The sequence below is a fragment of the Spirosoma humi genome (genome assembly GCF_054776575.1).
Map to the genome: position 1 here is coordinate 789,259 of NZ_BAAHBR010000008.1, position 19,936 is coordinate 809,194.

General features: G+C 51.7%; 19 protein-coding genes. 8 read left to right on the forward strand and 11 right to left on the reverse strand.

The features are described from left to right. Positions 1-207: 207 nt before the first annotated feature. Complete coding sequence (locus tag ACYU8Y_RS12015) at positions 208-906, reverse strand: hypothetical protein (protein WP_460937424.1); 699 nt, start codon at positions 904-906, stop codon at positions 208-210. Positions 907-1,064: 158 nt separating this feature from the next. Between ACYU8Y_RS12015 and ACYU8Y_RS12020 the strand changes: the two genes are divergently transcribed. Then, positions 1,065-1,556 (forward strand): MarR family winged helix-turn-helix transcriptional regulator, encoded by a 492-nt coding sequence (locus ACYU8Y_RS12020; RefSeq protein ID WP_460937426.1) that lies wholly within the window; start codon positions 1,065-1,067, stop codon positions 1,554-1,556. A gap of 6 nt (positions 1,557-1,562) precedes the next feature. Next, positions 1,563-2,039 carry a GNAT family N-acetyltransferase gene (locus ACYU8Y_RS12025; RefSeq protein WP_460937428.1) on the forward strand — a complete coding sequence of 159 codons (477 nt, stop codon included), beginning with the start codon at positions 1,563-1,565 and terminating at the stop codon, positions 2,037-2,039. Between the two features lie 34 nt (positions 2,040-2,073). Here the strand turns inward: ACYU8Y_RS12025 and ACYU8Y_RS12030 are convergent, their stop codons facing one another. After that, positions 2,074-2,739: a GDSL-type esterase/lipase family protein gene (locus tag ACYU8Y_RS12030; RefSeq protein ID WP_460937430.1), complete on the reverse strand. Its 666-nt coding sequence runs from the start codon at positions 2,737-2,739 to the stop codon at positions 2,074-2,076. Positions 2,740-2,768: 29 nt separating this feature from the next. Then, the gene (locus tag ACYU8Y_RS12035; protein ID WP_460939032.1) at positions 2,769-4,091 is read right to left on the reverse strand and encodes a UDP-N-acetylmuramoyl-tripeptide--D-alanyl-D-alanine ligase; all 1,323 of its coding nucleotides are present in this window, start codon (positions 4,089-4,091) and stop codon (positions 2,769-2,771) included. 107 nt (positions 4,092-4,198) lie between these two features. On the opposite strand from ACYU8Y_RS12035, the gene ACYU8Y_RS12040 reads away from it, so the two are divergent. The 5 genes from ACYU8Y_RS12040 (at position 4,199) to ACYU8Y_RS12060 (ending at position 9,746) form a co-directional block, all read left to right on the forward strand. Beyond that, the gene (locus ACYU8Y_RS12040; protein ID WP_460937432.1) at positions 4,199-6,478 is read left to right on the forward strand and encodes a T9SS type A sorting domain-containing protein; all 2,280 of its coding nucleotides are present in this window, start codon (positions 4,199-4,201) and stop codon (positions 6,476-6,478) included. A 112-nt stretch (positions 6,479-6,590) separates the two neighbouring features. After that, entirely contained in the window at positions 6,591-6,953 is a 363-nt protein-coding gene (locus tag ACYU8Y_RS12045) for a hypothetical protein (RefSeq protein ID WP_460937434.1), read from the forward strand. Between the two features lie 189 nt (positions 6,954-7,142). Then, positions 7,143-7,979 (forward strand): sugar phosphate isomerase/epimerase family protein, encoded by an 837-nt coding sequence (locus ACYU8Y_RS12050; protein ID WP_460937436.1) that lies wholly within the window; start codon positions 7,143-7,145, stop codon positions 7,977-7,979. 260 nt (positions 7,980-8,239) lie between these two features. Next, entirely contained in the window at positions 8,240-9,145 is a 906-nt protein-coding gene (locus tag ACYU8Y_RS12055) for an alpha/beta hydrolase (protein WP_460937438.1), read from the forward strand. Positions 9,146-9,347: 202 nt separating this feature from the next. Then, on the forward strand, positions 9,348-9,746 hold the full coding sequence (locus ACYU8Y_RS12060) for a hypothetical protein (RefSeq protein ID WP_460937440.1): 399 nt from the start codon (positions 9,348-9,350) through the stop codon (positions 9,744-9,746). Positions 9,747-9,805: 59 nt separating this feature from the next. Here the strand turns inward: ACYU8Y_RS12060 and ACYU8Y_RS12065 are convergent, their stop codons facing one another. The 6 genes from ACYU8Y_RS12065 to ACYU8Y_RS12090 form a co-directional block, all read right to left on the reverse strand. Beyond that, positions 9,806-10,159, reverse strand: a complete 354-nt coding sequence (locus tag ACYU8Y_RS12065; protein ID WP_460937442.1) for a tellurite resistance TerB family protein — start codon at positions 10,157-10,159, stop codon at positions 9,806-9,808. Between the two features lie 152 nt (positions 10,160-10,311). Continuing rightward, positions 10,312-10,707 (reverse strand): hypothetical protein, encoded by a 396-nt coding sequence (locus ACYU8Y_RS12070; protein WP_460937444.1) that lies wholly within the window; start codon positions 10,705-10,707, stop codon positions 10,312-10,314. Between the two features lie 152 nt (positions 10,708-10,859). Beyond that, complete coding sequence (locus tag ACYU8Y_RS12075) at positions 10,860-12,221, reverse strand: HAMP domain-containing sensor histidine kinase (protein WP_460937446.1); 1,362 nt, start codon at positions 12,219-12,221, stop codon at positions 10,860-10,862. After that, a complete protein-coding gene (locus ACYU8Y_RS12080; RefSeq protein ID WP_460937448.1) occupies positions 12,218-12,913 on the reverse strand; it encodes a response regulator in 696 nt (231 codons plus the stop codon). The genes ACYU8Y_RS12075 and ACYU8Y_RS12080 overlap by 4 nt, the downstream gene beginning before the upstream one ends. Positions 12,914-13,015: 102 nt before the next feature. Then, entirely contained in the window at positions 13,016-13,726 is a 711-nt protein-coding gene (locus tag ACYU8Y_RS12085) for a TerC family protein (protein WP_460937450.1), read from the reverse strand. 140 nt (positions 13,727-13,866) lie between these two features. Then, entirely contained in the window at positions 13,867-15,084 is a 1,218-nt protein-coding gene (locus ACYU8Y_RS12090) for a GAF domain-containing sensor histidine kinase (RefSeq protein ID WP_460937452.1), read from the reverse strand. 545 nt (positions 15,085-15,629) lie between these two features. On the opposite strand from ACYU8Y_RS12090, the gene ACYU8Y_RS12095 reads away from it, so the two are divergent. Beyond that, positions 15,630-17,354: a M14 family zinc carboxypeptidase gene (locus ACYU8Y_RS12095; RefSeq protein ID WP_460937454.1), complete on the forward strand. Its 1,725-nt coding sequence runs from the start codon at positions 15,630-15,632 to the stop codon at positions 17,352-17,354. A 126-nt stretch (positions 17,355-17,480) separates the two neighbouring features. Here ACYU8Y_RS12095 and ACYU8Y_RS12100 read toward each other — a convergent pair whose 3' ends face one another. Next, positions 17,481-17,912, reverse strand: a complete 432-nt coding sequence (locus tag ACYU8Y_RS12100) for a DUF1810 domain-containing protein (RefSeq protein WP_460937456.1) — start codon at positions 17,910-17,912, stop codon at positions 17,481-17,483. A 123-nt stretch (positions 17,913-18,035) separates the two neighbouring features. Beyond that, positions 18,036-19,778 carry a serine hydrolase gene (locus tag ACYU8Y_RS12105; RefSeq protein WP_460937458.1) on the reverse strand — a complete coding sequence of 581 codons (1,743 nt, stop codon included), beginning with the start codon at positions 19,776-19,778 and terminating at the stop codon, positions 18,036-18,038. Between the last annotated feature and the right edge of the window lie 158 nt (positions 19,779-19,936).

The window sequence follows — 19,936 nt, forward strand, 5'->3', positions numbered from 1 at the left end:
TTCGCTGAGATGAAATTTATTTTTAATAAATCTAAATAAAGGACAGTCGGTTAGGATTGACAGGAGATAAGTTTGGACAGGAGCTATAATTATCCCGTAGCTCAAACTTAGTCTGCAAATGACAGGTAGCCCGGCATGTTGATAGCAAAAGCCAGCACGGGCGATTGGCTACGAAAACTGTTGACTGAAAGACGCTCAGTTGATTCCTTAGAATTTCAGCGCGATCAGAGCGGGTGCGAAGGCGGCTAATGTGGTAAAACCCGCTACCTGCTGATAGGGCCTGAATTCCGAATTGTGCGTTGCTTTCTGGGCTAAAATGTTAGTGGCCACGAAACCTGTCAGGTGAATAAGGGACAGATATTGATGCAGCTTAAGACCGCCTGGCGTTGTTTTTCGATTGGCTCGTATTTTCGGGGGAGCCGTTAACGAAAGCAGGGCCGTTGTGCCGTAGGCAATGTTGGTCATTGTCAGCGTTGTTTGCTGTAAACGGAGCAAGTGGCTGTATTCGCTACCTGTAGCCCTGGCTAGTTTGGTGCTCAGGATGCCCTGCATAACAAATCCCGCCAGGGTTGCATAACCGGTAACCTGGTGAGCTACCAGCATAAAACCACGGACCTTCTGTTCTTTCTGTCGTCCTTCCGGTGTAAGGGGAGCGGCTTTCATGACCCGAAGTAGCCCGTTAGGTCCCCAAAAAATCCGTTGTGTGAAGAGCATCTTTTCGGGTAAAAGCGGCTGAACGGATAAATCGACAGCGGACTCACGTAGCTGTGTATCATCAGCCAGGGTGTCTACCAATGAGGCTGCGGGCTGACGAACATAGGACGTATCCTGGGCCTGATTCTGTAGGGCTGAGCACAGCAGGAAACCAATGAGGATTATTCGCAGAAAGGTACAGTTGCTTGGCATAAAAGAAGGAATTAAGCGTTGGTAACCGGTTTTATGACTCGTTGTATGAGCCCGTACGGTCCTGCGCTGTATCTGGTTGCGTCTTAACGGAAGATTTCCTTGACTTTTTCCATACGTATGCTTACCTATGTAAGAACTTACGTAAGTTCTTACATACTATGGATTTTATGGCCGAAATGGCTGAGTTGGCGCTTGCCAGCCGACTCAGGCGATTAAGTGATGTTTACTGGCAGGCCGTAACGGCAACCTACCGACAGTCGGGCGTGGATTTTGATGTGCGCTGGGCTACCATTTTCGTGCTCATTGCTCAACAGGGACCGGTTGCCGTTATGGAAATTGCTGAACGCCTGGGCATCACGCACCCGGCCGTGGTTCAGGTGCTTAATGAACTTGAAAAGCACGGGCTCATCGTGTCCGCTAAATCTGAGCTGGACGGGCGAAAGCGTTTATTGACACTGAGCGAAACCGGGCAAGCCATGCTGCCGAAGCTTCAGCCGCTTTGGGATGCTTTCATTGCGGTCAACAAAAGCATGCTGGGCCAGCAAACACACAACCTGTTGCTATCACTTGAGGATATGGAAGGGCAATTAGCCGAACGGAGTTTTTCCGACCGAATACAGGACCAGTTAAATCAACATCGTAATTCTTGATCTAGCATGAACGACATGTCTATTATCCCGTACAGTGCCGCTTATCAATCAAACTTTAAACAACTGAACATTGAGTGGATCTCCCGCTTTTTCGTGGTCGAACCGCACGATCTGGAACAACTGGATCACCCTGAGGTCCACATTCTACCGAATAATGGACAGATATTTTTAGCCAAGCTAGGCGATGCGATCGTAGGGTGCGTGGCGATGGTTAATACGGGTGATCCAGCTCAGGAAAATTCAGAATTTGAACTGGCCAAGATGGCCGTTTCGCCGACGGTTCAAGGTCAGGGAATTGGTAAAAAATTATGTATAGCCGCCATTGCGTACGCCCGGCAGGTAGGCGCTAAAACCATCTGGCTGGAATCCAACCGCATACTGACACCCGCCCTGACTATGTACGCCAGCGTTGGTTTTCGCGAAGTGCCCAGTATGCCTACGCCCTATTCGCGCGCCGACATTCGGATGGAAATGACGTTGTGATGCGTGAGATAGGGGGCTTTTTGCCTCACAGCATCTATTTCAAATAAGGCGCTAGTACGGTCGTCCAGCGTTCGTAGCCTGCGGGCAGCATGTGGAGGCTGTCAGGCTTGAACAAGGCGGGTACCGGCTGGCCATTTTGACCCAGCATAACCGGTCGGATGTCCACAAACTGCGTATTTTTCTGTTTACCCAGGTACTGCTTGATGAGCTGGTTAGCTATGTCATTTTCCGGGAAATACTGCCGACGGGAGGGGCTTGGCTTAATCGAAATAAACGTGAATGTAGTATTCGGTAATTTTTGCCGAACGTGCTCGAACAAGGCTACAAACCGATCAAAAGTCTGCTTACCGGTTTGTTTGCCCGTAGCAATGTCGTTTTCACCGGCATAGACTACAACCTGTTTCGGGTGGTATGGAACGATAATCCGGTCTGCATAGAACAGTACCTGACTTAGTTGTGAACCACCAAAACCCCGTTGCAGTATCTTTTTCGTGGGAAAATAAGTGGACAGGTTATCCCACAACCGAATGGATGAGCTTCCCGTAAAAACAATCGCGTTCTGGGGTGGGGGCGAGGCCATATCGGCTTGCTCAAAAGCACGGATTTCGGCTTCAAACGGTTGATTTGTCGCTACGGGCTGCGCCTGCCCCAGCGCCCAGGTACTAATAAAAAATAGGCCTATGCACCAACTGATTTTCATGCGATTGATTACGACGAGATGAATGTTTTTTAGAGGAAAGGCACAACCGATTCCAAACTCATGCCCCGCGATCCTTTTACCAGGATGTGTGTGTCCGTCATTGGGTTGTCCATCAGCCAGTTATGTAGTGAAAATTTATCGGGAAAATAATATGCTTTCGGTAAGTAGCCCAGTGCATAATGCATGTCTTTCCCCGCCAGAATGACCAGATCGAACTTGCTTTCCGCAATTAGTTTGCCCAACGCTGCGTGCTCGGCTTCACTTTCCGGGCCGAGCTCATACATATCGCCCAGAATCACCACTTTCCGTTTCACGGGCGTTGCGGCAAACTGCTGAATAGCCGCTGCCATCGAACTCGGATTGGCATTGTAGGCATCCAGCAATACGGTATTTGTGCCCTTCGTGATGTGCTGCGACCGATTGTTCGTGGGGTTGTAATCGGCTACGGCCCGGCTGGCCTCTTCGGGCGAGACGTCGAAATAGGCACCAATGGCCAGAGCTGCCAGCATGTTTTCGAAATTATAACGGCCCGGTAAATGCGTAGTCACCTCATGCCCCGTGCTATCCCGATAAACGACCACCGGCGATTCGCTGAGCAGGGTAATCGGTTCCTCATCCGAGTCCACGGCCGGATAAAAGATAACTTCGGCGAAGGTTGTTTCAGCGCGGATTGCTTTCAATCGCTCCCGGTACATGGCCGTCAGGATTTTATCCCGCGAGTTGATAAAGACCGTTTTTGCGTTTTGAGCGAGGTAATCGTACAGTTCTCCTTTCCCTTTTCTGACGCCTTCTACACCACCGAACCCTTCGAGATGCGCTTTGCCCACGTTGGTGATCAGGCCATGCGTGGGTTGGGCAATGGAGCAGAGTAACTCAATTTCTTTCTGGTGATTAGCGCCCATCTCCACGATGGCCAGTTCGTGCTGTTCGTTGAGCGCCAGGAGCGTAAGGGGCACGCCAATGTGGTTGTTGAGGTTGCCGATTGTCGCATACACCTGGTAGTTCTTCGACAAGACGGCCGCTATCAGTTCTTTCGTCGTTGTCTTACCATTGGAGCCGGTCAGGGCAATGACCGGAAAAGTAAACGTTTGGCGGTGATGACGGGCTAAATCCTGAAGGGCCGTCAGCCCGTCGGATACGAGCAGGCAACCCGGAACACGGCTGGCTACCTCCGAATCGTCGACAACGGCATAACGAGCGCCCGCTGCCAGGGCCTGTTCGGCAAACGTATTCCCATCGAAGGTATCGCCTTTGAGGGCGACAAACAGACAATCGGGCGTTATTCGGCGGGTATCGGTCGACACGCCCGTGCATTCCTGAAATTTATGGTAGAGTTGTTCGATGGAGACCATCATATTCGGGTCGGTTTCAACGTTTTCTAAACGCAACGGATGGGATGAGCGTGAATTGACTTTTCACACAGGCCTTACTCCCTGCTTAAAGAGAGACCCAAAAATAGATGAAAAAGCTGTTTACGCTTTGTTTTTTAGTAATTCCCCTCGTCACGTTCGCGCAGTCGGCCGGAAAGATCTCATTTCGGTATGAGCAAAGCCCGACGGTGAGTATCAATGGGCGGCCCCTGCTCAATCCCTGGGCGGGTGGTCTCAACACCACGCAGTACTCAACCATCCGCTTGAACAACGATTCGCGCGACGATCTGGCCGTGTTCGACCGGACCACCAATAAGGTCAGTACCTTTATCGCCGTTGATAACCCAATTGGTAGCGGCATTGCGTGGCAGTATGCGCCGGAATACGAAATCGCTTTTCCACCCGTCATGTATAGCTGGATGTTGCTGGTCGATTATGACCTCGACGGCCGGAAAGACATATTCACTAACAGCGATAAGGGAGTGGTCGTCTACCATAATGAATCGCAGGGCGGAGCCGTATCGTTTAAGGTGGCGGTTGATCCGCTCAAAACGATTGGCTTCAGCGGTTTCCAGACGCTTTACGTTACCTCCGTCGATTTACCGGCCATTACAGATTACGATGATGATGGAGACATCGATATTATTACGTTCGATGCCGACGGAAATATCATTGCCTATCAGCAGAACATGAGCGTCGAGAAGACCGGCAAAAAAGGAGGACTCGACTTCATGCGAACCGGCGATCAGTGCTGGGGTCATTTCCATAAGGAGTTCTGCAACGATTTTACGTTTGGTATTCAGTGTACGGATGTCTCGGGTTCGGGCCGGGTTGCCGCCAATCCAGGCGGGACCAATCCAGGCCAGGGCAAACCCAGCGGAGCAAGGCCCCTGCATACGGGCAATACGCTCACCGTTGTCGATACCGACGGTGATGGAAATAAAGACCTGCTGTTCGGGTTTGTGAGCTGCGAGAATATTGCCCGGTTGCACAATGCCGGTCCGAACAGTGATAAAGCTACTTTTGTCGGCTACGATAGTTTATTCCCGGCTACTAACCCGATTCTGTTTCCGGCCTTTCCGGCGACCTATTGGGAAGATGTCGACGGCGATGGGCAGAAAGATTTGCTGGCCTCGCCCAACGTCAACTTCAACGATGGCCATGCCTTCGATTTTCGGGCATCGGGCTGGTTTTATAAAAATACGGGGACAACCCAAAAGCCGGCGTTTCAGCTTATACAGAAAGATTTTCTGCAAAGTGATATGCTCGATCTGGGCGAACGGGCGGCCCCCGCACTGGCCGATCTGGATGGCGATGGCGATATGGATATGCTGGTCGGTTATGGCGGGGTAGGGCTGGGCTCCAGCTACCGCGCCGGTATCTGGCAGTTCGAAAATAAAGGCACCACGCAAAATCCCGCCTTCGCCCTCGTCACAACCGACTATCTGGGCCTGGGCCAGTCGCTGGCGTTGACAAACACTGTCCCCTCCTTCGCCGATGTGGATAATAACGGCAGCATGGACCTGGTACTTACCGGTGCTTCGGCCACGAGTGTTGAGATACGCGTGCTCATTAACTCGGCGGCTAAAGGGGCCGCGGCTCAATACAATCCGGCCGGGGCTATCCGCTGGCCCAAGCCCGATCTGATGGGCTTTCTCGACCTGCTGACCGTAACCGATGTCGATAAAGACGGTAAACCTGACGTGCTTATTGGCCGCTACAACTTCGGAACGATTCTATACTACCGAAATGCCGGAACGGCGACCAGCCCGGTATTTCAATTGCAGAATCAGACCTTTGGCGGATTTACCACCGACGATTTTGTTTATGCAAAAGCCCGTTCGCTGGTTGTGGCCGACCTGAACGGCGATCAGAAAAATGAACTGATTGCCGCGGCCGATAATGGTACGGTTCGGGTCTATCAATTCCCTGACCGCCCCGACCAGTCGTTTACGCTGATCGACTCGTTGGCGTCGATAGGGTTGCCCGGTAAAGGACTGATTGCCGCTGTTGCCGATCTCGACGGTGATCAGCTTCCCGATCTAATGCTGGGCAGCCTGGCCGGTGGATTGCGTTACCTCAAAAATACCTCCCAGAAAGTAGTCGTAACGGGCGTCATCGAAGACGAGCCGACTGGTCCCTGGGTATTTCCGAACCCAACGGACCGCTACCTGACGGTTCGTCCGCACTATGACGGGCGCATCGAACTGGTATCGTTATCGGGCCAATCCATGATACCCACACAGGCCGTTAAAGCTGACGTCGAAACGGTCCTTGACCTGGGAAACCTGGCCGACGGTACGTACCTGTTACGGCTCCTGACGGACAATCGGCCTATTCAGGTTCAGAAAGTAGTCGTCTGGAAATAACCCCGGACTTTCTGAAAACTCTTTTTATTGCCGGTAGTTAAAGATGAACAGCTGGTGACCGGAAACGGGCAGGCAATTAATCCAGTCATTCACCACCAGCAACGCAACCACTATGGAAAACACGAGTAGCTCCGGTCAGCAACAGGTTGACCAAAGTACGGGCGGCCCATTGGAAGGCATGTCGCCCCAGAATACCAATATACCCGAAAATGATGTGGAACAGGATGCTATCGTTTATGCCGGGCTGGGTGTTAACAACGAACCCGACATCATGAATCAGGGAGACGACGAAGCCACGGATACCCTGCTGTATACGGATACGGCTACGGCGCGCCATGCTACCGACGAACTCTCCAACGATGCAGAACTTGACGAGTTTATAGATGATACCAGCGACGATTTGTCGGACGACGACTTGGATGCTGAAATTATAGAGCTGGCCGAGGAAGAAGACGAAGGCAATGAGCGCTATTAATGAGTAAATACCAACAAAAAAGTCCCGCTTAACCGAGCGGGACTTTTTTGTTGTAAAAAAACGACAACGGATCGGCCTCAGGTAAATTAAATATAATGGGGAAGTATGCCGTAGAGAACGCGTTGATCTTTCTTTATAGAAGCAGGTAGTTACCTGATGGCTTCCCGCTATTTTAACCAGTATATGTTTATGCAGACAAGACGTACATTTTTGAAAACATCGGGCTGTTTAGCCGCCGGTGCTCTACTGGCTCCCAACCTGGCAAAAGCCGCGAAGGTGAAGAACGTAGGTATCCAACTATACACGGTTCGGAAGGAGATGCTGGAAGATGCCGCGGGGACACTGAAAAAACTGGCCCAAATCGGCTATAAAGAGTTGGAGTCGGCCCGCAGTGCCAAAGGGAATTTTTATGGCCTGCAGCCTAAAGAAATCAAGAAGATCGCTAATGATCTGGGGATGACCGTTCGCAGTGGGCATGTGCATATCGACAACGATTGGCAGCGCTCCATCGACATGGCCGCCGAAGCGGGCCAGACCTATCTGGTATGCTCATCACTGCCATCGGAAGGCCAGACTGTAGCCAATTACCAGCGTTGTGCCGATGCGTTTTCGAAAGCGGCCGAAGCCTGCAAAAAAGCTAATCTGGTGTTTGGCTACCACAATCACGAGTATGAATTCGACAAAGTTGACGGGAAAGTATTGTACGATATTTTACTGGATCGTACCGACCCTACTCTCGTTAAAATGGAGATGGATTTAGGCTGGGTCATCGTAACCGGCAATGATCCGCTGGCCTATTTTAAGAAATACCCCGGCCGTTTTCCGTTATGGCATCTCAAAGACATGGATAAAGCGAAAAAGGAAAGTACGGAATTTGGCAAGGGGCAGATCAACGTGAAGCAAATGTTGCAGAACATGGATAAGTCGGGCGTGAAATACTTTTTTGTTGAGCAGGAAGAGTATCCGAAAACGGCCCTGGAGAGCGCTAAGTATGACTATGATTACCTGGCCCGACTCGACTATTAATGGATATTATGCTACATGGGTTAATTGGATTGACATACTTAACCGCGGAAATGACAGTTATTCGTTTCTGACGAATGAACCACCCCCAACCCCCTCCTAAAACAGGAGGGGGCTTTGTAACGAGCTACACTTTTTCTAGTCCCCTCCTGTTTTAGGAGGGGGTTGGGGGGGTAAACCGGCGGTCATTTGATTCGGTGTAGCATCAGCTACTAATAAAGCATTACCCGACGCCTTATAATGATTGTTTGACACACCCCACTATGCTGAACATTCTATCTCTAGTTAATCGATTCGCCGTAGTTCTGCTTTTGGGCGGGCTGCCTGTCGTAGTTTCTGCGCAGGGAAGCCCGGTCGAAATACCCCTCTGGCCGAAAGGTGCGCCTGGCTTCGAGGACCGGCATACGGAACCCGAACAGGCTAAAGATTACTGGGTACGGCATATCAACAACCCATCCATAACCGTCTATTTGCCACCCAAAGAGAGAGCGACGGGGGCGGCCGTTGTTATTTGCCCCGGTGGTGGCCATCGAGAGCTTGTTTTCAATGCGGAAGGTCGGCAGCCCGCCGAGTACCTCAACAGCATCGGAGTGGCCGCGTTTGTGCTTAAATATCGGCTGGCTCGGGAAGAGAATTCGCCCTATTCGCTTGACAAACACCCGCGAGAAGACGCTTACAGGGCCATGCGGCTCGTGCGGAGCCGGGCGACGGAATTTGGTATCGACCCCAATCGGCTGGGTATGCTTGGTTTTTCGGCGGGTGGCGAAGTGGTGGAAATGGTGGCGTATGCACCCGGCAAGGGCGCTGCCGATGCACCCGATCCCATCGACCGGCTCGATGGAAAGCCTTCCTTTCAACTGCTGATTTACCCCGGTCCGCTGGGCGTTCCCGAAACCGTACCTGCCGACGCACCACCCGCCTTTATGCTGGCCGCCAACGACGATGTGTGCTGTTCGGGGCCGGTTGTTACCTTGCTCCAGAAGTATCGGGCGGCCAAGGTGCCGGTGGAAGTCCATATGTATACCCAGGGAAAACACGGTTTCAATATGGGCGATCGGTCTAAACTAAAGTCGATCAACACCTGGCCGCAGCGGATGGCCGACTGGCTGGCCGACAATAACTTTTTAAAACCAGCCACCAGTCATTCACCCGAGAAAGCGACTAAATGAAGGGCCATTGTTGGCCTAAACGGGTAGGTTATCGATTACTGGTTTTGGCTGTACAAGTTCAGGTTTGCCGGTATTCGTGTAGGTTGATGAATGGACTATTCCCAAAAGTATCAGCGATTGACTCATTTGTGACAGGCTTGCTGGTCTGTGTGCCGACCTTTGATCTATCAAAACAGATCATTAATCATTAAGCACATACATCATGAAAGCGCTCATCAATCCCCTCGTCATTGCCTTGTCCTTAACCATCGCTACGTTCCAAACGGCCTTAGCCGACACCAACCCCGGCGGACGCCCTGCCACGGTGGCCAGCTACAAAACGGGCATGTACACCACGGCGGAAGGTAAACTGCAGATCGCTTTGGATAAAGAAGCGACGGGCGTGGTCGATATTCAGTTGGTAAATGCCGAGGGCAAAGTGTTGTTTGCCCAGCGGGTGGCCAAAAGAGAGACGATGGCTCGTCTACGGCTGACATTGAGTGATTTGCCCGACGGATCCTACCAGGTTCGGGTGAGCAATGGGGTGGACACGACGACGCACGCGGTGAGGTTATCGACCAACCAGCCCAGCGCACCCAGTCGGCTGGTAGCCATCAACTAAGCCCACAAGCAGCCCTCTTCATAAAAAAGGCAGCCATTCGAAAGAGTGGCTGCCTTTTTTTATAAAGGCTTGATTTCGCGCCAAAACCGCCAGATAAAAGCCCGCTCTTTCGGCGAGACCCCGTTGTGGGCTTTCGCTACCCGAAGCAGGAGATGAACGAACCGTTTTTTTGTTTGCTTGCTGAGTTCGTTGCGTTTGGTAGCCATCCGGCGCAGGCCAAAGGCGAAGGCCTCTTCAACGCTTTCGCCGACATGATCACGCAGAAAAACCGCCCCAATGGCCAGACTGCCGTAGGGATAGGTTGCCAGCAATCGGCGGACTGCTTTTGCTTCTTCCGGCTGCAATTGGCCGTCTGATTTTGACAGGGCATATACAATACTGCCTAGCCCCATCGCTACGTCGGGTGAATACATACTTTATGAAAAGGTTAAGGGTCTGGTTTCGGCTAAAGACTCACGACGCCTGTGTCTCGATCAGCCATTCGCTGTCGAGACACAGGCCGTGAGTGAATGGATAAGCTAATCAAAAGGGATAGCTATCCATTCGTTGAACTTTTGTGCTGACCTTACTGCCCTGTTTGAGGAGGGGTTTGTTGGCCAGGTGTCGGATTCCCGGACTTGGCTAGCTCGGAAGACGTGGAATTCGGCACGCTCACGCGCTGAATCTTGTAGTTCCGAAGGGTTACATCCGTTTCCGGCGTGTGGGACATTACCACGCCACCCACAGGTGCGGCACCTGGTACCGGGTGTTTGTAGTTGGCCACAGGACCTGTACTCATTCCTGGCGCCCGAACCGAAGCGCCCGACTTGTTTTCCCATTGACGAGCCGTGGCTGCTTTATTGGCGTGCTTGTAATTATGTGTCGAATACGTGTGATCGTTCCGTACTTTCCGATCATCCTGGGCCGAGGCTGTTACGAGCGAAAGGCCGCAGAGGGCTGCAATTAATACGATCCGTTTCATGTTTTGTGTGTTTATATAGTCAAATCCAGACCGCCGTGAGATCAATGAATCTCATCTGCTGGTTGACTTTACAAAGGTCGCATCCCGGTGTTAGGCTCGTGTTAGAACCACATTAGAACGGGATTAGAAATGCAGTACGTAGTTGGGAGGTGTTAACGGGGCAGGCTAACCGTGAAGGTCGTTCCCGTCTCGGCCGATGAGTCGACTCGTATCTGACCCTGGTGTAGCTGGATGATGCGCTCCGTCAGGGCCAGGCCGATACCGTGTCCGGGGTGGCCACTGGCATTCCGCCCCCGCTGGAAAGGGCTGAAAATGAGGGTCAGTTGGTCAGGAGCAATCACGGAGCCCAGGTTACGAACGGTCAATTGAATGGCCGTAGGCTGACTAATCAACTGCACCCAAACGGTATGGTCTGGCGAGAATTTCCCGCCATTGTCCAGCAAATTAAAAAAGGCCGTTCGCAACAGGGCCTCGCTACCCGGCAACTGCCAGTTTGCCGTGTCCGATGTTGTCGAGTCAATATGCAGGTGAATTGTATACGTCGGCTGAATTCGCCGGAACTCCAATTGAATCTGCTCCAGCAGGGTATCCAGTCGCACGGGAGCCATCGGTACGGCCGAAGCGTCCATGCTGGCATTGGCCAGTGCCAACAGGCCATTCGCCATGCGGTTCAGCCCGCGCACATCCTCCAGAACCGACTGGAGCGTAGCCCGTAATTCGTCGGGTTCATCGTCGGCCAGCAGGGAAACTTCCAACTGCCCCGTAATGGCGGTGAGGGGCGTTCGCAATTCATGGGACGCACTCGACACAAACGAACGTTGCAGCCGAAAAGCTTCTTCCAGTCGACTTAACATGCGATTAAACCGCTGCGCTAGCTGGGCCAATTCGTCTCCCTGCGCATCTTCGGGTAAGCGTAGCGAGAGGCTGGAAGCCGTTATCGCATCGATTTGTCGGTTGATCTGACTGATAGGCCGGAGGGCACGACCCGCAAGAAAACGGCCAGCGAGCCATAGCAGACCGATCATTATACACCAGCCAATACCCAATAGGTTGCCTAAGCTCGCTACCGTGCGGGTCCCGTACGTGTCTACGGCAGAGGCAACAATAACAAATGGCTGCTGATGGTTGGCAAATAAAATACCGACGATTTCGCGGTTAGCTTCTTTCCAGGCCACCCGTTGGCTTTGGCGTATGTGGTTCAGGTTTTCGGGGCTGAGCGTGAGGTAGTCTGTCCCGCTTTCGTACACCAGTTTGTTCTCCGTATTATAAATGATGATCTCCTCGTCCGGAAGAACCGTCAACTGGTTTTTGTCCAGTAGTTTATACAGTGTCGGCCCTATTCGCTCCTGGCTCAGCAGCAGATGGCCGGCCGTCGTCGCTTCTGCCTGAAGGCGTTCCTGAAACTGCTGCTCCCGGTATTGACCGGCCAGCTTGAACAGGAGTCCGCAAAACAGCGCCAGTAAAACCGAGACAATGGCGGTGAACAGAAGGGTCAGTCGATTACGGAGGCTCATTTTTCTTTCAGCACATAGCCCATGCCAATCAGGGTATGAATGAGTTTGACGGGTGAGTCTTTATCGATTTTAGCGCGCAGGTAGCTAATGTAAACATCGATTACATTGGTGCCCGTATCGAAGCCGATATCCCAGACATGTTCGGCAATATCGACCCGTGAGACGACCCGTCCGGCATTGCGCATCAGATACTCCAGCAGGGAAAACTCACGGGCGGTCAGGTCGATGGTTTCGCCCCGTCGACGGGCTACCCGCTGGTGAAGATCCAGTTCCAGATCGGCCGCGCGCAGGATCTGGCTCTCTTCCTCCTTCGGCGTCGACCGGCGGAGCAGGGCTTTCACCCGAGCCAATAATTCAAGAAAATCAAAGGGCTTGGCCAGGTAATCGTCGGCACCGGCTTCGAAGCCCAGCAGTTTATCGGCGGTCGTATCCAGGGCCGTCAACATCAGAATCGGTAACCGGCTTTGCTGACTACGAATATATTCGGCCAGATCGAGTCCGCTCAAACCAGGCAGGTTAACGTCCAGAATGACCAGTTTGTAGGCTGTTGTGTCGAAGAGTTGTTTACCTTCTTCGCCGGTCAACGCTATATCGACCGTATACGACTGGGTTTGAAGCCCTTTTTTGATGAACGTCGCTACCTTGGGTTCATCTTCAACTACCAGCAAATGCGCATTGGCACCAGACATCATACGGCTAAGACTAGTTTAAGACGCAAATTGATTCCCCGTACGGAGAACAACTCGTGGCAAGGTAGCAACCAATACGAAATAGCGTGCATGAACCCCTGACAATCAGTTGCCGGGTTTCGTGGGGCGGACGGTCTTCATCTGAATAAGATCAACCAGAAAGGCAAAGGCCATGGAGAAGTAAATATAGCCTTTCGGTATTTTTACATGCAGTCCTTCGGCAACCAACGACATCCCGATGATCAGTAAAAAGCATAGCGCCAGAATCTTAAACGAAGGGTGGCGACTAATAAACGAGGCAATCGGCCTGGAGGCTACAAGCATAACGCCCACCGTAACGATCACCGCGGTGTACATCACCCAGAGCTGATCGACCATTCCGACGGCCGTAATGATGGAGTCGATGGAAAACACCAGATCAAGAATAAGAACCTGAATCAGCATATCGCGAAATGTAGCCTTAGTGGTCTCCGGGGCGTTGGCGTCATCGCCCAGTTCGGCTTTGTGGTAAATTTCTTTGGTGCTTTTATAAAGCAGGAATAAGCCACCTGCCAGTAAAATCAGGCCCTTGCCCGTGATGGCAATACCCGCCACCACAAACAGGGTTTGGTCGAGCTGCATAATCCAGGCAATGAGGGCCAGCAGACCCAGCCGCATGACCATCGACAGCCCGATACCCCAATAGCGCAACTTGTCCCGTTGTTCAGAGGGCAACTTGTCGGCGAGAATAGAGATAAAAATGATATTGTCAATTCCCAGAATGGTTTCCAGAACAATCAGTGTTAGAAGGGGGACAACATGATCAGCCAGTTGCATGGAGTATCGCCGTTAGGTTGAAACGTTATGGGCATGATGAAAATACCCACCGATACAACCTGCGTTAGCTGATTGATGTTCAGGTAGTTTTTGATGACTGAACGGTCAGGTCCCCCTTCCTTACTTTTCCGCGAACCACATCACCTGCGCTTTGCCTGCGACAAACTAACGTTAAAGTGGGTGCCATCGCCGGGGGCCGAGCGTATTGTCATGGATCCGTTCAGGGTATCGACAAGGTGTTTGACCAGCGGTAAGCCAAACCCGTAGCCCGATTCCCCGGCCGTGCCCTGGCTGGACTGACTCTGGCCGTTTAGAATATGGTTGACTGTTTCCTCGCTCATGCCCACGCCCGTATCCTGAACCGTAAGGCGAAGCGTGTTGTGGGAGTCCTCCATGGTTAGCTTGGTGTTGACCTCAACACGGCCTGTCTGCGGAGTAAACTTAATGGCATTTGAAATCAAATTACCCACAATCTGCAGCACTTTATTTCTGGAAAAGGGCATCAGTTCGGTCGAAGCATCTGTAATGACAGACAACTGAACCCCTTTTACCAGTGCCTGGGGGGTGTATAACTTTTCCAGCATTTCCTTCAATTTCACTTGATGGAACACCTCTTCGGCTGGCTCGTTTTTATCTTTCCACTTATCGTCCTGAATAAGTATTTCATCGGCCAGTTCGAGCAGCGATTTACTGCTCATTTGAATCAGCTCGATAAATTCCAGGATCTCCTGAAGCTTGATCGTGTCCCCACTGCTGGTGACCAGTTGGGCCATGGTGATGATACCGCCTAATGGACCCCGGATGTCGTGCGCTACGCGTTTGCGTGATTCATTCAGTTCAGATGCCTGCCGTTTTAAATAATGAATCTCCCGGATGGTGTTCAGCCGGCTCACGATTTCGGCGGCTATAATCCGTAAGAGTTCAATCTTCTCAGGAGAAAGCTCTTTGGGGCTCTTATCGAGTACGCAAAGAGCACCAAGTGAGTTGCCTTTGCTCGACTTCAGGGGTATGCCAAAATAATACCGTAGGTTGGGGTCATCGGCTACATACCACTGCTTGGCAAACCGTTCATCGTTTTGCAGGTCCTTCACCTCAAAGCTATCCTCCTCCAGAATAGTGTATTGGCAGACAGATTCTTCACGGGGCATAAATTTTAAATCCAGCCCGTGATTGGTAATTGTCCACTGGGTGTATGAGTCAATAAGATTGATCAGGGAGATGTCCGTTCCTGTAACTTTGGCCGCCAGCGTCGTCAGGTCTTTAAATTTGTCCTGGAGGGCCGTATAATCCAGATCGAAGTCGGCTAACTCGACAAGCCGTTGAAATTCATGCTCGGCAATTGGGTATTCGGGTTTCATAGAGTCAGAAAAATACCAGGTCGTTTTTGTATGAGTAGTCGTCAGGTAAGACGATCGGGCACTAGTACTGAATGCGATGGAGCAATCAGGTGACAATGCCTTATTGGCTAAACCTAACGTTTAAAAGAATGATTCTTCTGGTCGGAAATTTACTATATATTGATATGTGATAAGTTAATATTTTCACATATTTAATAAATGGATATAGAGTGTTTCCTGATTGCGCTTTTGTGAATATATGTCAGTCGGAGAAACGGCGACTTACGCAGAGCTATGTGGCTTCACCCGTTTCTGATTTGTAGCTCCCTCGCTTACTGCGCAGCCACAACATCAACCAACTCATCTTCACGGACAAGCTGGGATACGTTTTTCATCTTGATGATAGCAGATCGAAGAACCTCTGGTCGAGTGGATTATCGGCATTACCTTCCGGCGTGTTTTATCGATACGGTGAAGCCCTGTTTTGTCGGAGAATTTACAGCCGGAACACTGGCTGGTGATTTTGTGGGTTTCGGGGTAATTTAGAGCCGCAATACACCCTGCTCATGAAAAAAACGCTCTATCCGTTGCTTTGTCTGGTAACCACTTTGGCCGTCGCGCAGCCTAAGCCCCCGTTCGTTACGCCCTACGAGCGTAGCCAGGGAAAAGAAACGGCCACGTATGCCGAAATCATCGACTATTACCAACGACTGGACAAGCAATTCGATCAGGCGAAACTGGTCGAAGTGGGTAAAACAGACGTGGGGAAACCACTGCATATATTCCTTCTCTCGGCCGATAAGGTGTTCACGGCCCGGCCCGACCGGGTCACCTTGCTGATCAATAACGGCATTCATCCCGGTGAGCCGGAAGGTATTGATGCCTGTATGCTGATGGCGCGCGATCTGCTGCTGGCGCATAAACTGCCGAAAAATATGCTGCTGGCTATTATTCCTGTACTCAACGTGGGCGGCTCGTTGAACCGGGGTGTGTCGCGGGTAAACCAGAATGGGCCGACAACGTATGGTTTTCGGGGTAATGCCCGAAACCTGAACCTCAACCGCGATTTCATTAAAGCGGAGGCTGAGAACACGCGGTCGTTTCAGGTGATTTTTCAGCAGCTAAAGCCACAGGTCTTCATCGACAACCACACCAGCGACGGGGCCGATTACCAGCACGTCGTTACGTATTTTGCTACGCAGAAAGACAAGCTTCACCCGGCGGTATCGGGTTATATGACGCAAACGTTTCAGCCGGAACTGGATAAGCAACTGACCGATAAAGGGTTTCCGTCAGCGCCGTATGTGAACCATCCTAAAGATACGCCGGAAAGCGGCCTGTTGGGCTACAACGACTCGCCCCGCTATTCGACCGGGTATGCGGCCATGTTCAACTGTTTTGGTTTTACGCTCGAAACGCACATGTGGAAAGACTATCCCGCACGGGTGAAGGGCAGTTATGCCTTCGATGAAGCCGTGATGCGCTTGTGCGAACGCGATGCCCGGACAATTCTGGCCAACAAACAACGCGCCGATGCCGCCGTCAGTCAGCAAACGACCTTTGCCCTCAATTATCGGCTCGACCGCAGCCGGACGGATTCGATCACGTTCATGGGCTACGAAGCCGTTTACAAACCCAGCGAGGTGTCGGGCCTGAAGCGGCTTTACTACGACCGGAGCAAACCCTTCACCAGGCGCATTCCGTATCAGAACACGTTTGTCGCCGACCTTCAACTGACCAAACCTGGCGGGTACGTAATTCCGCAGGCATGGCGAGAGGTTATCACCTTGCTGAAACGGAACGGCGTTATCATGCAGGCACTTCCTAAAGACACTATGATTTCCGTATCGGCCTACTATCTGGCAGACTATAAAACCGGGACTCGTCCGTATGAAGGCCATTATATTCACACGGGGGTGAAGGTGCGGACGGAAACCCAACGTATTCAGTTTTACCGGGGCGATTACGTTATCCCAACCAATCAGCCGACCAATCGCTACCTGATCGAAACGCTGGAACCACAGGGGGCCGATTCGTTTTTTGCCTGGAATTTTTTCGATAGTGTTCTGGATCAGAAAGAGTATTTCGCCAACTACATTTTTGAGGATACGGCGGCTGAACTGCTCCGCAAAGACCCCGTTCTTCGCCAGCAACTAGCCGACAAGCAAGCCACCGATAAAGCTTTCGCCGAAAACGGCAACGCCCAACTGGAGTTCATTTACGAACGGACGCCTTATTCCGAAAAAACGTTTAACCGGTATCCGGTGTATCGGCTGGAGAATAGGCGGTAAGCGGCCTAAATAGCCTGCTTGAACCAACCTCATTTTGGCTGGCAAGGATTATGATCGCAATCGGCCAATTGTGATACGCCAACTAATAATGAAGGATCTTGCGAATGTATTTGCGGCAGCGCTGGGCTAGGTGTGGCGACCAAGCAGCGAACGTGTCTTTAGGTCATCCTGACCATCAAAGAATTTATCTATGACAGCTTGAAAGACCGGATCTGTGTTTGTCAACGCATTAAATAAGGTCATACTGGAGCGTAATTTCAACTCATCGATGCTGCCTAAAATTTGATTGGCCGTTTTGCCCTCAATGCCGAGCAACGCCTTGCTAATGTTAATTAATCGGCTTCCCAATACGGGATGCTCCAAATAGTCACGGGCTTCCTGCAGATTTTTGATGGCGTAGAAGCGGGCCATGTCACTAACGCCCAGCCCCGCGATTTGCGGAAAGATGTACCACATCCAATGACTTTGTTTCCGGCCACTCTTTATCTCGGCTAGTGCCCGATCGTAATCCGTGGCTTGCGCGTCTAAGAACCGCTGTAAGTTGGTTTCTGCTGTCATGGTCTTTTCTGGCTGTCAATGCTACTCCTGAGTATATACAACCTCATCCTGCACCATTTGGTTGGCCCAGTCCTTAGACCGATGAATTGAGTTTTCCTGCCGGGTAGGACTCTGGCCCGTTGCTTATTTTTCCACCACATCGTAATCCGTCACCAGTCCGTCGGAAGTCAGATAGACCAGCACATAGTGAGGAGCCGTACCGGGACCAAATTGGTAAGTTAACACCTGATCTACCTGGCCTTCGTGTCGCTCAATGCCGCGCCCTTTAACGGCCTCAGCGCTGACAAATCGAAGGGACTTCATGTCCGAAAGCACCCCCGCCCCCTGGGCGAAATCCTTCCGGGCCCCCGGTGTAATACCCGACACATCGGCCACCGCTTTGCCTCCCTGTGCCATCGCCCGTAAGGCCGATTCAATTTGGCGGGTGCGAGCCGGGTCAGGATCTGTTGCCGACCTGGGTTTGTGGAAGAGAGGACTAATGCGGGGTATTTTCCGTTCGTCTTTCGCATTCTTCCACACCAATTCTGTAAGCTCTCCCTTGGCATTGGGTGTGAATGTCAGGTACGCGTCCCGATCTGCCGAGGCAAAGCGGGTAGTCGTTTCGGGCACGAATTCCTCGTCCTCGAAGCCATCGACCAAAGTGAACAGCCGGTCTTTGTTCGCGACCAGCGTAATCATTTGATTGTTATAAAGCTCGTAGCGACCTTCGTAGGCGGTGAGTTTTTGGGCATCGACAGCCACCGCGACGCGTTTGGCCGGTGTTGTTGTCGAATATCCCACCCAATGGTACTGCCTGGCAACTTCATCGGCGATATGGTTCATCATTCGAGAGTTGTCGTTGGCGTTGATCATAATAACGACACCTTGTCCGGTTTCAGCACCCGCCGTCATCAGCGCGTCGAAACCTTCGTCCCGTCCGTTGTGCCCGAAGCGCATCGTCTTGCCTTCGCCTATCAGAAACACGCCCAGCCCATCGTTATCCTTTTGGTTAGTCAGCATTTGCTGGGTCATTTTCTTCGACAAAATGGCACCGGGTTTGCCCGCCAGGGCGTTTTGAATACCTATGGCAAAGCGGGCGAGATCAGATGGAGTTGTCCATAGCCCGGCAGCGGCCATTTCCGGGTAAATATGCCAGCGCCCTTCAACTAAATCGCGTTCTATAGAATGACCCGTGGCCGTTGCTTTGGCTTTGTCAGCAGGAAGCGGTTGCTGATAGGTGCTTGCTGCCATTGCCAATGGCTCCAGCACGGTGGCCTGCATAAACTGCGGAAAGGGCTGACCCGTTACATCCATCATAAGTTGCTGCATGACTGTGTACCCACCGCCTGAATACCGCCAGCGGGTTCCCGGCACGAAATCTACCCGAACGGCGGCCGTGTTGGCAGGTGGGGAACCGTCGAGAATCTGGCTCACCGTTGGGAGCGGAGTGCCGACCCGGTAGCCGGGGAAGCCATGTACGGTGAGGCCCGTGGTATGGCTGAGTAGCCCCCGCAAGGTGACTTTCTTGTCTTTGGTGAATTCGTTCTCCGGAACTTTCCAGGTCTTCAATTTGGTATTGACATCCTCATCGAGCGATACCTTGCCTGCTTCTGTTAAGTGCAATGCCCCAACAGCCGCCACCGATTTACTGACGGAACCCGCCTGAAACAGGGTAGCCGGTGTGACCGGTGCCGACCTGTTTTTGTCGATAAAACCATACCCTTTAGCCTTACTGATTTTACCGTCCTGAATAATGGCAATAGACAGGCCCGGAATGTGGCGTTTCTGCATTTGCTTTCGAATGAACTCATCGAGTTCATCAGCACGGCTTTCAGAAACAAGGCTCAGTAACGTAAGAACGGTGAGATACGGAACAAGTTGGCGCATAGGAATGATAGAATGGGGGCTAGTTGACTTAAAGATGCATAAAATCCGGCTTTCGTTGCTTATTAGCAAGGCTTTGTAAATCAGTCTCTTTCGTTTTTCAGAATTCTGGTTAGATCGGCGGCCTGCCATCGAAACTAAGTCCAAGGACGAAGCGATGG

What these genes read in the sequence shown, in the direction of transcription:
- ACYU8Y_RS12015 (WP_460937424.1), bottom strand. Translation starts at nt 906, where the DNA reads ATGCCAAGCAACTGTACCTTTCTGCGAATAATCCTCATTGGTTTCCTG.
- ACYU8Y_RS12020 (WP_460937426.1), top strand. Translation starts at nt 1,065, where the DNA reads ATGGATTTTATGGCCGAAATGGCTGAGTTGGCGCTTGCCAGCCGACTC.
- ACYU8Y_RS12025 (WP_460937428.1), top strand. Translation starts at nt 1,563, where the DNA reads ATGAACGACATGTCTATTATCCCGTACAGTGCCGCTTATCAATCAAAC.
- ACYU8Y_RS12030 (WP_460937430.1), bottom strand. Translation starts at nt 2,739, where the DNA reads ATGAAAATCAGTTGGTGCATAGGCCTATTTTTTATTAGTACCTGGGCG.
- ACYU8Y_RS12035 (WP_460939032.1), bottom strand. Translation starts at nt 4,091, where the DNA reads ATGGTCTCCATCGAACAACTCTACCATAAATTTCAGGAATGCACGGGC.
- ACYU8Y_RS12040 (WP_460937432.1), top strand. Translation starts at nt 4,199, where the DNA reads ATGAAAAAGCTGTTTACGCTTTGTTTTTTAGTAATTCCCCTCGTCACG.
- ACYU8Y_RS12045 (WP_460937434.1), top strand. Translation starts at nt 6,591, where the DNA reads ATGGAAAACACGAGTAGCTCCGGTCAGCAACAGGTTGACCAAAGTACG.
- ACYU8Y_RS12050 (WP_460937436.1), top strand. Translation starts at nt 7,143, where the DNA reads ATGCAGACAAGACGTACATTTTTGAAAACATCGGGCTGTTTAGCCGCC.
- ACYU8Y_RS12055 (WP_460937438.1), top strand. Translation starts at nt 8,240, where the DNA reads ATGCTGAACATTCTATCTCTAGTTAATCGATTCGCCGTAGTTCTGCTT.
- ACYU8Y_RS12060 (WP_460937440.1), top strand. Translation starts at nt 9,348, where the DNA reads ATGAAAGCGCTCATCAATCCCCTCGTCATTGCCTTGTCCTTAACCATC.
- ACYU8Y_RS12065 (WP_460937442.1), bottom strand. Translation starts at nt 10,159, where the DNA reads ATGTATTCACCCGACGTAGCGATGGGGCTAGGCAGTATTGTATATGCC.
- ACYU8Y_RS12070 (WP_460937444.1), bottom strand. Translation starts at nt 10,707, where the DNA reads ATGAAACGGATCGTATTAATTGCAGCCCTCTGCGGCCTTTCGCTCGTA.
- ACYU8Y_RS12075 (WP_460937446.1), bottom strand. Translation starts at nt 12,221, where the DNA reads ATGAGCCTCCGTAATCGACTGACCCTTCTGTTCACCGCCATTGTCTCG.
- ACYU8Y_RS12080 (WP_460937448.1), bottom strand. Translation starts at nt 12,913, where the DNA reads ATGATGTCTGGTGCCAATGCGCATTTGCTGGTAGTTGAAGATGAACCC.
- ACYU8Y_RS12085 (WP_460937450.1), bottom strand. Translation starts at nt 13,726, where the DNA reads ATGCAACTGGCTGATCATGTTGTCCCCCTTCTAACACTGATTGTTCTG.
- ACYU8Y_RS12090 (WP_460937452.1), bottom strand. Translation starts at nt 15,084, where the DNA reads ATGAAACCCGAATACCCAATTGCCGAGCATGAATTTCAACGGCTTGTC.
- ACYU8Y_RS12095 (WP_460937454.1), top strand. Translation starts at nt 15,630, where the DNA reads ATGAAAAAAACGCTCTATCCGTTGCTTTGTCTGGTAACCACTTTGGCC.
- ACYU8Y_RS12100 (WP_460937456.1), bottom strand. Translation starts at nt 17,912, where the DNA reads ATGACAGCAGAAACCAACTTACAGCGGTTCTTAGACGCGCAAGCCACG.
- ACYU8Y_RS12105 (WP_460937458.1), bottom strand. Translation starts at nt 19,778, where the DNA reads ATGCGCCAACTTGTTCCGTATCTCACCGTTCTTACGTTACTGAGCCTT.